Here is an 11143-nt window from a genome sequence, read left to right as displayed (position 1 = left end):
ACGTACAGAATTAGTACAGCGAATTTACACTCAGAATATCAAGATCCCTTGGGGTCAAAGAGAGCATAGATGCCATTTTTAGCACAAGTAGAGCAAAGTTTATTGAAGAATGGGTTAGCGTTAGAGGGTCTGCAAACCTATCTAAACACCATACATCAGCACAAAATCGATTATTCCGATCTCTATTTTCAAGGTAGTCGCCACGAGTCTTGGGTGCTGGAAGACGGCATCATTAAAGACGGTAGTTTCCATATCGAACGCGGTGTGGGCGTGCGTGCAATCAGCGGTGAAAAAACCGGTTTCGCCTATGCCGATGATATTACGCCAGCAGCCCTAAGCGCTGCCGCTCAGGCCGCCCGTGGCATAGCCAGTGCCGGTGAGCAAACTCAGGTTCAAGCCTTTAAACGTCAAAAAGCCTTGGCGTTATACGACAGCTTAGATCCGATTGCGGCGATGGAAGAAGTCAAAAAAATCAATCTGCTGAAAGAAGCCGATGCTTTTATTCGCAGTTTAGATAGCCGCATTATTCAAGTCGTTGTTAGCCTTGCAGGCGTACACGAAGAAATCCTTATCGCTGCCAGCGATGGCACTTTAGCGGCCGATATTCGTCCTTTAGTGCGCTTTAACTGTAGCGTGATCTTAGAAGAAAACGGTAAACGTGAACGTGGCGGCGCCGGTGGCGGTGGTCGTCATGATTACGGCGTATTAATGGCAAGCGATGACACAGGTTTACCTATGTGTTTTGCCTTTGCCCGCGAAGCTGTGCGCCAAGCGCAGGTCAATCTTAATGCTATCGATGCACCAGCGGGCGAAATGCCAGTGGTGTTAGGCAATGGCTGGCCGGGCGTATTACTCCATGAAGCAGTTGGACATGGTTTAGAGGGCGACTTTAACCGTAAGGGCAGCAGTGCTTTCAGCGGTAAGATGGGTCAGTTAGTCGCCTCTAAGTTAGTGACTGTGGTCGATGATGGCACCTTGCCTAATCGTCGCGGTTCACTCAGCATTGACGATGAAGGTGTTCCGACCCAAAGAACCGTATTGATTGAAGACGGTATTTTAAAGGGTTACATCCAAGACAAACTCAATGCTCGTTTGATGGGCGTTGCGCCAACGGGTAATGGTCGTCGCGAATCTTACGCGCATTTACCTATGCCACGTATGACTAACACCTATATGACGGCGGGTGAGTCGGATCCAAGCGAGATCATTAAGTCAGTGAAGAAGGGCATTTACGCCCCGAACTTTGGCGGTGGCCAAGTGGATATCACTTCGGGTAAGTTTGTGTTCTCCGCATCCGAAGCCTATTTGATTGAAAATGGTGAAGTCACACAAGCCATTAAGGGCGCCACTTTAATCGGTAACGGCCCTGAGGCTATGAGCCAGATTTCTATGGTCGGTAACGATATGGCTTTAGATCAAGGTGTTGGCGTTTGCGGTAAAGACGGTCAAAGTGTCCCTGTAGGCGTAGGCCAACCCACCTTGAAGTTAGATCGCTTAACTGTGGGTGGTACGGCTTAGTATTTGTTGAGCTTGTAGATGCGCGATGGCGATAAGCGTGGTAACTGGCAAAGCTTTGTTCGGCTTTAGGCTCATATTGAAATGTAGCTCATGCTTATTTTCAAGTGCATGAGCATGTTGAGCGCCAAGGAGCAAAACTGAGATAAATCGCCTTAGTCGCTCGGTCGAAGAGTACTAGGTTCGATCCTCTGTGATCGTCCTTCTAGCCGCTTACCATGATGGATGTTATCATTCGCAAAGGAAATTAGAGTAACTACTCTAGAGGTGTTAATGAAACTATCACGTGTGGCTTGGCTGTGTTTACTGCCCTTGCCTTGTTTATTGCCTTTGGCTGGCCATGCCCAGCCCACGAGCTTCACCGACGCTTGGCAACAAGTGCTGAAGGTGAGCGATAAGTTGCAAGCGCAATCCCAGGAAGTTAATCGCGCTAAAGGTGAAGAAGAGGCGGGCGAGAGCTTAAATCTGCCCTCCTTGAGCCTTAATGGCAGTTATACCCACCTCGAAAAACCGATTGAACTGGATCTTCGGGATCTCAATCCCTTAGCCTCCCTTGATCCCGCGACGTTACCACCCGCCCTTGGCGGTGCTCTGGCGAGCATTCCGGGGTCAATGTTTGTCACGCCTTTTACCGAGCAAGATATCTTCCGCGCGAGCTTACAAGCCATGTGGCCGATTTATACGGGCGGGCAGATCACCGCAGCCCAAGGTATACACGCGGCTATGGTGGCTGAGAAGCAACAAGAGTTACAGCTCGCCACCCGTGATTTATTTACCCTGCTGGTAGACAGATATTACGCTGTCGATGTCACGCTGGCATTGGTGAACACCCAAACCGATCTTGTCGGCTCTTTAACTAAGCATGTCGACCATGCGCTAGCATTAGAGCGAGAAGGTCAAATCGCTAAGGTTGAACGCCTCAATGCGCAGGTCGCCTTAGACAATGCCAAAGTCAATTTAGGCAGCGCTCGCCGTCAACACGAAATGGCAGTTATTGCTCTGTCGCGCATGTTGCAGCAAAGCGATGTCGGTACTGAGTCACCTTTATTTGTCCTGCCGCATGCGCCGTCTTTAGGCCAGCTCACCCAAGTGACGCTGAGCCAACATCCAGCGCTTAAATTGCTCGAAGCGAAGGAAGCGCAGGCCAATGGCTTGGTTTCATTAGAACAGGGCAAGTATTACCCCACAGTATTCCTCTTTGGTAATTACACACTTTACGAAGACGACAGCCTGTTTTCTCAGGTAGAGCCTGATTGGATGGTCGGTGTCGGCGTTAAAGTGCCCATTCTCAGCCGCGACGGTCGCAGTGGTAAGGTCGAGGCCGCCAAGAGTGCACTTTTGCAGGCCCGTTATACCAAGGCACAAACGCGGCAAGATTTGAGTCTGTTACTGGACCAAAGCTATCGCCAATTATTACAGGCCGAAGAAGAAGTGACGGCGCTCGATACCTCACTCGAACTCGCCACCGAAAACCTGCGCCTGCGGGAAATCGCCTTTAATCAAGGGCTTTCAACTTCTATCGACAGAGTCGATGCCGAGCTGAAACTCAGCGCAGTTAAAACTCAACAACTGGCCGCCCGTTATCGTTATGTGCAAGCCTATGCCAGATTAATGGCCATCAGTGGTCAATTAGATGAATTTATCGGTCGTACCATAGCCCTTACCCAAGTGCAGGAGACAAACAATGCGCGCTAACAGAATACTTGCCCTTGTGGCGTTGGTCGCATTAGGCCTTATCTTGGCCTATGGCCTCAAGCTGGCTTACAGTCCGCAGCCGAGCCTGTTGCAGGGCCAGATTGAAGCCCGCGAATACAATGTCTCCTCTAAGGTGCCAGGCCGCGTCGAGCAAGTGCTGGTGCGCCGTGGTGACAGTGTGGCCGAAGGGGATTTGCTGTTCGCCATCAACAGCCCTGAGTTGGATGCTAAGTTGATGCAAGCCGAAGGTGGCCGCGATGCCGCTAAAGCGATGCAGCTTGAAGCTAACAACGGTGCCCGTAGCCAAGAAGTGATGGCGGCCAAAGAGCAATGGCTCAAGGCACAGGCAGCGGCAACGCTGGCTAAAACTACTTATACTCGCGTCGAAAATCTCTTCAACGAAGGTGTGGCCGCGAGACAAAAACGCGATGAAGCCTTTACCCAATGGCAAGCGGCGAAATACACAGAGCAAGCCGCATTAGCCATGTATCAAATGGCACAAGAAGGCGCGCGGGTCGAAACCAAAGCCGCTGCCGCCGGGAACGCCCGTATGGCCGAAGGCGCGGTAAAAGAAGTTAACGCCATTATGCAAGATAGCCAAATGCGCGCGCCTAAATCGGGTGAAATCAGCGACGTGCTATTGCAGGCAGGTGAATTAGCGCCGAGCGGTTTTCCGATTGTGAGCCTGATTGACATGCAGGATTCATGGGCCGTGTTCCAAGTGCGCGAAGATCAACTTAAGCGCTTCAAGCAAGGCCAAAAAGTTCAGCTGAATATTCCAGCGCTCGGGCAAGATGTGGAATTTACTGTGTCCCATATCAGCGTCATGGGCGATTTTGCCACCTGGCGCTCGACCGAAAGCGGCCACGATTTTGATATGCGCACTTTCGAGATGGAATTGCGTCCAAGCCAGCCGATTGCCGATCTGCGTGTCGGCATGTCTGTGCTGCTGCGCAGTGAGTAAAAGCCGTGACTGAACGCACGCCCAACGCCAATACGGTCGACAAGACTAAGAGTGAATCACAGCCATCGAGCAGAAGCTTTATGGCCTTGCTCATCGCGTTAATTCGCCGTGAGCTCAGTGCGCTGTGGCGCGATCCTTGGCAGTTGGCGCTGATCAGTTATATTCCGCTGATCGGGATTTTCTGCCTGTGGTGGCTATTCAGTGCAGGCTTACCGAGACAACTGCCAGTGGCGATTGTCGATCAAGACCACAGTCAATTAAGCCGTATGCTGACCCGTCAGCTGAAGGCTAATCCTGTGACTGAGCCACAAAACTTCACCGATTTAGCCGCGGCCGTGTCGGCGATGCAGCAGGCGAAAGTCTACGCTATCGTGGTCTTTCCCTATGATATGAAAAAAGATTTGCTCACTGGCCACAAGCCCACCATAGATGTGCGCTACAACAGTCAATTTTTGCTGGTGGGTAAGTTACTCTCAAGCCAAATTCAGTTGAGTCTGGGTGATGGTTTGTTGCAAGTTGCGGGCTTAAAACAGCTCGCCAACGGCACGCCTAAATCCCAAGTGGCAGTCAATTTAAGCCCAATCAAAAGCCAGACAACGGCTTTGTTTAATCGAAATAACAACTATATAGGCTTCTTAGTGCCGCCAGTGCTCGTGGCGCTGTGGCAGTTATTATCTATGTTGGTCATGGCCAACAGCTTAAATCGAGAGCTGCATCTCGCGCCCATGACTCAGGTCAATGGCATATCGAATACCTTAACCGAGCATTTTTGGCCTAAGGTGCTGGCGAAATTAGTGTTGCTTACGCCGATATTGATGCTGCAGGGCGGCTTTATTTTAGCTTGGCTGTACTTGTATCTCGCGCTGCCGATGGCGGGCAGTTTAGCCCTATTGCTGTTAGCGCAATTAGTGATGTTGCTGGCGGTCTGGAGTGTGGTGTTATTAATCTTTGTGGTAATGCGTGACAGTGCGCGGGTTATCAGTTTTTGCACAGCCTTATTTGCGCCCGCTTTTGCCTTTATGGGGATCACTTTCCCCACCCATGATATGCCGCAATTGGCGCAGTGGTGGCGATTGATAATGCCGTCGAGCCACTATATTGAATCCCATGTGAGTATCGTCAGTTATGGCGCCGATTGGCCGAATGTGGCGAACCAACTCAGCGGTTATTGGGGCTTTATCTGTTTGCTGCCTTTGATATATTTGTTATCGCGTAAATTACTGCCCATCACGATCACCGCCAATACTATCGTGACTGCATATGACTCGGACGCAGCCTTACCTGCGAAGGGGCAATAGGATGAATATGTGGCGACTGATATTAACTGAACTTAAGGCCATTATTAGCGATAAAGCGATCGCAGTGACCTTGTTTGGTGGTGTGCTGTTTTATTCGATTTTATATCCTTTACCTTATCTGAACCAAGTGCCGACCGAGCAACAACTGATCGTGGTAGATTTAGATCATTCCTCCCTAAGCCGCCAGTTGATCCGCCATGCTGACGCCAGTGCAAAAATCCAAGTCATAGGCCAAGTGGGTTCGATTACCGAGGCGAAGCGTTTTATTGAGACGCGCAAGGCCCACGGCTTACTGGTGATCCCAGAAGGTTTCCGCCGCGACTTAATGCTGGGTAAGGGAGTGACGTTAAGTTATGGCGGTGACGCCAGTTATTTCCTGATTTACTCCGCGGTTGTCGAAGGCTTAGTGAGCGCGGGTATGGACGCGGGCAAGCAAGTGCAATTGATTGGCATGTTGGCCCAAGGCACAAACCCTAAACAGGCTGAGCAGAGTGTCAACTCGATTCACCTCAATAGCGTGCCTGCCTTTAACCCAAGCCTAGGTTATACGCCCTATGTAGTACCTGGACTATTTTTGCTGATCTTGCATCAAACCTTGCTCATAGGCACAGGTATTTTAGGGGCAGGGCAATGGCGCCAGAAAGGCTATTGGCAGCAGGTCTCGCCCGTACAACTTTTATGTGGGCGAATACTCGCCTTCATATTGATTTATCTCTTCTTTACTAGTTTTTACGTCGGCTATTGTTATCACTGGTATCACGTCAGCATTCAGGCAAGTCTGGGTGTTGTCGCGTTATGGTTGTTGCCTTTTTTATTGGCTACCGCCGCCGCTGGGGTCGCCATGAGCACTTTGTTTACCCGCCGCGATTTACCGACCCAAGTATTGTTGTTGATTTCAATGCCGATTCTATTCGTGTCAGGTTTTGTCTGGCCGATAGCACTGATCCCCGAACCGTTAGTATTAGGTTCGCAGTTTATTCCTGCCGTACCCGCAATTATGGGCATGCTAGAACTCAATCAAATGGGCGCAAGTTGGGCAAGTGTGATGCCCAAGTGGCTACAACTCTGGGGCTTATTTGCCGTCTTTTTTGGCTTAGCGATCTTGGGTATTAAGCGCAGAGCGAGATTGTTGGCTGAAGTGGGTTAGTATTTTCTGGCTCATCAATTAAACATCATTCTCTCAGATACTTAATGGCGGCATGCATCCCACATGCGCGCCTTCAGGGTTAAAAATTAATATCTCATCACGCTTTCAAAATCGCGTTAGTCCCCCATCGTTACCTCTTTTATTCAGTTAACTTAATGCTCTCATCGCGCAGATAGCCAGCAAAGTGTCCTTGTTGGGTTGTCTTCTTGCGGGTTTTGGGGGAGAATGCGCGCCGAAAAAATGGCCGAGGTACTCAGTATCTCGGTTATTTTTATTTAGAGAGTATGCGTTTTAAAACAATTGAGGCCGGTAAACATCCGGAAATGATATGAGGTTCGGCTGAACCTATTTTAATGAGGACAAATCAATGGGGCTGTTGTGCACCGAATTTTCGGTCATTGCCGTAAATCAAGTTGTTGAGTTAGCCATTAAGCCTAAAGTGCTGATGGTGAGTCACATGCCAGAACCAATTGCAGATGCATGGTTAGCTGTTCACCCCTGTGCAATGGGGGCGTGCTCATGAGTCAACACAAACCGGGTTTGAAGCAGACCCTCAATTTATGGCAAGTGGTAGTGATGGGGCTCGCCTATCTCACACCTATGGCTGTTTTTGACACCTTTGGTATTGTTTCTGAGATTACCTCTGGCCATGTGGCTACGTCTTATCTATTCGCGCTGGCGGGAGTTTTGTTTACCGCATTCAGTTATGGCCACTTAGTGTGTAAATATCCCTACGCAGGATCAGCCTACACTTACGCCCAGAAAACCTTTAGTCCGAATGTCGGTTTTATGGTGGGCTGGTCGTCGCTACTTGATTATATGTTTATGCCAATGATCAACATGTTGCTGGCAAAAATCTATTTAACTGCCATGTTCCCCACTGTTGAACCTTGGATCTTCATTTTTGCACTCGTGACCATAATGACCCTGCTCAATCTTAAAGGGATTGATCTGGTGGCTAACTTTAATGGGGTGATAGTATTTGTGCAAATCGCCATTATCCTCGTGTTTATTGCATTAATGGCCTATAGCATTTCCCTTGGTGAAGGCGAAGGTGCGATTGCAAGCGTGCGACCATTTTATGCCGAGAATATGGCGATTGTGCCGTTATTTACTGGCGCCACTATTCTGTGTTTTTCCTTCCTCGGCTTTGACGGTTTGAGTTCGCTGACCGAAGAAACGAAGGATGCGCAGCGTGTTATTCCGCGGGCGATTGTGTTGACCGCCTTTATTGGTGGGGTGATTTTTGTCGGCGTGTCTTATTTCCTTCAGCTTTATTTTCCCGATATTTCCCGCTTCCAGGAGCTTGATGCGGTATTACCCGAAATCGCACTCTACGTTGGAGGAAACCTATTCCAGTCCATCGTATTAGTGGCGACTACAGTGGCGGTGTTGGCATCCGGTATGGCTGCCCATGCTGGGGTTGCACGGATTTTGTATGTGATGGGACGGGACAACATGCTGCCACGTAAAGGGTTTGCTTATATCCACCCTAAGTGGCGCACCCCTGCATTTAATGTTTTGTTGGTGGGGGCACTAGCGCTGTCTGCGGTATCATTTGATTTGGAAATGGCCTTAGCCTTAGTTAACTTTGGCGCCTTAGTGGCGTTCACCTTCGTGAACTTAGCCGTCATTGTGCAGTTTTATGTGAGGGAGCGACGTAATCAATCCTTTAAGGATCACCTGCAATACTTAGTATTGCCCCTGTGTGGCGCTGGCACTATTGGGGTACTTTGGGCGAACTTAGAGCCACAGTCTTTAGAATTGGGATTGATTTGGGCTGCAGTGGGAGCCTTATATCTAGCCCTGCGTAGCTTACGTTTACGCCGAACTGTAGAGTTACACAATTAGTTGCAGCATAGGATTGTAGAGTCGCAGCTATTGCTAACAACTGACAACGGTTTGATTGAGGCATCATAGTCTTCTAATAAAACGTCCAATTGAAAAGACCCGCATTCGCGGGTCTTTTCAGTTTGCTTAATCGAGTTTTAAAGCGATGGCACAGTGAAACCTAAGTTGTCAGTGACCACATTTTTAGGGGTTGTGACTTTCAGCGATACACTGGCGTTGGCCGATGCTGTAAATTTCAGCGGCGAACCTAGACTGCCTTTCGCATAAACAGTATTGGGCACTTCGAAGGTTTTAGGCGCTCCAGCACAATCGACGCAAAGTTCGATACTTGTGTTAGCAGGCATGATTTGATTCGCACTGTCGTGGACATAAACGACAAACTCAGAGCTAGCACCAACGGCGACAGGTTTGATGTCATTCACACTCGGCAATAACACACCGTCTTGCATCACACTGATATAAGCCTGTGAGCCTGACATGCTCATTACTAAGGCTTTGCGGATATAGGTTTTATTGGCTTGGCCTTTGCCGCAGAGTGCGCTTTCGCATTGTGGACCGTTAAATTTACCATCGGCAAAACTATATTCTTTTGCTTGAGTATTCCAAAATGGTTCGGCTGAATTCCTAATGCCATCTTCATTGTCATCCCTAAACGCATCACCTAGATCACTAAAACCACTAGGAAGATAGGCTTCGATGTCCATACCATTGCCTGTGCATTTTTTTGCAACGCCTGAATTTGTTAAACAAGCCAAGTCAGTCACGGGCGTGCCATTGATGTCTTTACTGATATCGGCATCATCAAAGATGTTATTGCCATTGGTATCGAAGAAGGTTTCGTGACCTAAGGCATAAGCGAGAATCGTGATGCGGTGATCGGGTACGCGTGCCGTTTGTGAAGTCCAAACAACGCTACAAGTCCCATTTTTAGTTAAACATGGAGAGGTTATGCTACCACCTTCTGTCGTGAAGTTGACAGCAGTATCATCGGGTGCTGGATTGCCAAAACTATCGGAGGCTCGAATGGTGATCGTTGCGGTTTCACCATTAAAGTCACCCGCTTCTGGATTGAATACTGTCGTTGATAGGCTAAACCCAAGCTGTTGCGGCAAGCCGGTATTGACTGTGAGTTGCTCTGACTGGCTAGTGATGACTTCTTTAGTATCAGTATCCACCGCAGTAGCGACCACGCGCACAGGTGTGGGGACAGTGCCGGATAATACGCGCACACTGGCGATACCTTGGGAGTTAGTCAGGCTTTGCGCATTCGCAGTGCCATTAGCAAAACTTAAACCACCAACCACAGTGTCTAAGGTAAAGCTGACTTCTTGCTGCGCTGCGGGTTGGCCATTGGCGCTGGTGACTTTGAAGCTGACTAAAGAGGATTCGCTTGCACCAGTGCCGCCCGCACCTTTAATGCGAATTTGTGCTGGCTCTGCTGACTCAAAACTTAAGCTGGCAAGCGTTTGGCGTTGCAGTGTGAACGGGAAATTTGCCGTTAGCGTCTGATTGCCTGCTACTGTCGTGGCGATGATTTGGTCGCTACGTTCACTGTTGCCACTGCAACTTGTGTCTTGGAAGGTTGAGCTCGCATTACCCGATAAGGTCGTAACTGGGGTATCGAGTGTCGCACTATTACTGCTGGTGCAATCTGAGCTAAAGCTGATGGAAGAGGGGGTTTGCACTCGGGTAATAGTACCGTCATTGGCCTCTAAGACTAAACTTGCGGTCACCCCAAAGCTGCCGCCTGCGCTGATCTTATATGCGCCATTGGCATCGGCGGTTAAGGTGCTCGCCAGTTTACCTTCAGTAAAGACAGCGCCATTGAATGAGCCGAGTTTCAGCGTACCTTCTTGATTGACGGCATCTTTACTCAAAACTTCATACAGACTGCTGGTTTGCAACGATTGACCTTGATAGTCCACTGTTACTGTGAGGGAGTTTGCCCCTAACTCAGTTGCACTTGGCGTATAGGGCACCTGCGCAATACCTTGGGTGTTGGTCAGCGCACTTGCAGGATTCAGCGCTGCAGAACCTGCGGCGAACGTCACTTTCGCGCCTTCGATGCCGTTGCTTTCACTATCGAGCAATATGGCTTGCAGTTGTACCGACTCATCGACTTTGAAGCGAGTCACTAAGGCTGAGCTATTTAAAATACTGGCGCTGAGTTTAGGAACGGCAGGAGAGGTACCATCGCTAACAACTAAAAACTCAAAATTGCGGGTAGCTGTTAGCGCCGTTGTGGAATCATTTGGGGTTGTCGTTGCAGTAATTATCCCTGCATTGACAAGTAAATCAGGATTACTAACGATAATAATGGCTTCACCGTTATTGTCTGTTAGTTTGCTATTAGGTGTTAATACACCAAGGTCTGTCGTAAAGTCGACTTTCTGCTTGCTCACTGTAGCTGAGCCTTTCTTTAACTTCGCGACTGCGCAAAAACCTGTGTCTTTAGGGAAACTTTGGAGTGAAGTAACACTGCCGCATTCAGAACCCGATAAGGTCTTAAAGTCGATAGACAGTTTATAGATACCGTCAGTGGCATCTGTGCCACCGTTATCTTCGTCCGCAGGGCCGTTACAGGCCCCGAGTCCAAATAGTCCAATAAAAAGCAAAGCTAGGCTACATAACGTTTTGCTAAGTCGCATAAGCAACATCCTTGTGGGGCTGAAG

General features: G+C 49.1%; 8 protein-coding genes. 7 read left to right on the top strand and 1 reads right to left on the bottom strand.

Going from position 1 to position 11143, the window contains the following annotated elements:
* The first annotated feature begins 69 nt into the window (after positions 1–69).
* From tldD to DYH48_RS18785, 7 genes are all read left to right on the top strand, one after another.
* Complete coding sequence (gene tldD, locus DYH48_RS18810) at positions 70–1518, top strand: metalloprotease TldD (protein WP_006083249.1); 1449 nt, start codon at positions 70–72, stop codon at positions 1516–1518.
* 270 nt (positions 1519–1788) lie between these two features.
* Positions 1789–3210 (top strand): TolC family protein, encoded by a 1422-nt coding sequence (locus DYH48_RS18805; RefSeq protein ID WP_006083248.1) that lies wholly within the window; start codon positions 1789–1791, stop codon positions 3208–3210.
* Complete coding sequence (locus tag DYH48_RS18800; RefSeq protein WP_006083247.1) at positions 3200–4174, top strand: HlyD family secretion protein; 975 nt, start codon at positions 3200–3202, stop codon at positions 4172–4174. The genes DYH48_RS18805 and DYH48_RS18800 overlap by 11 nt, the downstream gene beginning before the upstream one ends.
* Positions 4175–4254: 80 nt before the next feature.
* Entirely contained in the window at positions 4255–5472 is a 1218-nt protein-coding gene (locus DYH48_RS18795) for an ABC transporter permease (RefSeq protein ID WP_172481251.1), read from the top strand.
* Between the two features lies 1 nt (position 5473).
* Positions 5474–6619 (top strand): ABC transporter permease, encoded by a 1146-nt coding sequence (locus tag DYH48_RS18790; protein ID WP_115335615.1) that lies wholly within the window; start codon positions 5474–5476, stop codon positions 6617–6619.
* Positions 6620–6986: 367 nt separating this feature from the next.
* Complete coding sequence (locus DYH48_RS23765) at positions 6987–7142, top strand: hypothetical protein (protein ID WP_172481214.1); 156 nt, start codon at positions 6987–6989, stop codon at positions 7140–7142.
* Complete coding sequence (locus DYH48_RS18785; RefSeq protein ID WP_115335614.1) at positions 7139–8470, top strand: APC family permease; 1332 nt, start codon at positions 7139–7141, stop codon at positions 8468–8470. The genes DYH48_RS23765 and DYH48_RS18785 overlap by 4 nt, the downstream gene beginning before the upstream one ends.
* A 137-nt stretch (positions 8471–8607) precedes the next feature.
* Here DYH48_RS18785 and DYH48_RS18780 read toward each other — a convergent pair whose 3' ends face one another.
* On the bottom strand, positions 8608–11118 hold the full coding sequence (locus DYH48_RS18780) for an Ig-like domain-containing protein (protein WP_115335613.1): 2511 nt from the start codon (positions 11116–11118) through the stop codon (positions 8608–8610).
* Between the last annotated feature and the right edge of the window lie 25 nt (positions 11119–11143).

Source organism: Shewanella baltica, assembly GCF_900456975.1.
Classification (GTDB): Bacteria; Pseudomonadota; Gammaproteobacteria; order Enterobacterales; family Shewanellaceae; genus Shewanella; species Shewanella baltica.
This window is presented reverse-complemented; position numbering and strand designations above follow the sequence as displayed.

Coding starts and splice junctions, on each gene's coding strand:
- tldD (WP_006083249.1), top strand. CDS start 70: ATGCCATTTTTAGCACAAGTAGAGCAAAGTTTATTGAAGAATGGGTTA.
- DYH48_RS18805 (WP_006083248.1), top strand. CDS start 1,789: ATGAAACTATCACGTGTGGCTTGGCTGTGTTTACTGCCCTTGCCTTGT.
- DYH48_RS18800 (WP_006083247.1), top strand. CDS start 3,200: ATGCGCGCTAACAGAATACTTGCCCTTGTGGCGTTGGTCGCATTAGGC.
- DYH48_RS18795 (WP_172481251.1), top strand. CDS start 4,255: ATGGCCTTGCTCATCGCGTTAATTCGCCGTGAGCTCAGTGCGCTGTGG.
- DYH48_RS18790 (WP_115335615.1), top strand. CDS start 5,474: ATGAATATGTGGCGACTGATATTAACTGAACTTAAGGCCATTATTAGC.
- DYH48_RS23765 (WP_172481214.1), top strand. CDS start 6,987: ATGGGGCTGTTGTGCACCGAATTTTCGGTCATTGCCGTAAATCAAGTT.
- DYH48_RS18785 (WP_115335614.1), top strand. CDS start 7,139: ATGAGTCAACACAAACCGGGTTTGAAGCAGACCCTCAATTTATGGCAA.
- DYH48_RS18780 (WP_115335613.1), bottom strand. CDS start 11,118: ATGCGACTTAGCAAAACGTTATGTAGCCTAGCTTTGCTTTTTATTGGA.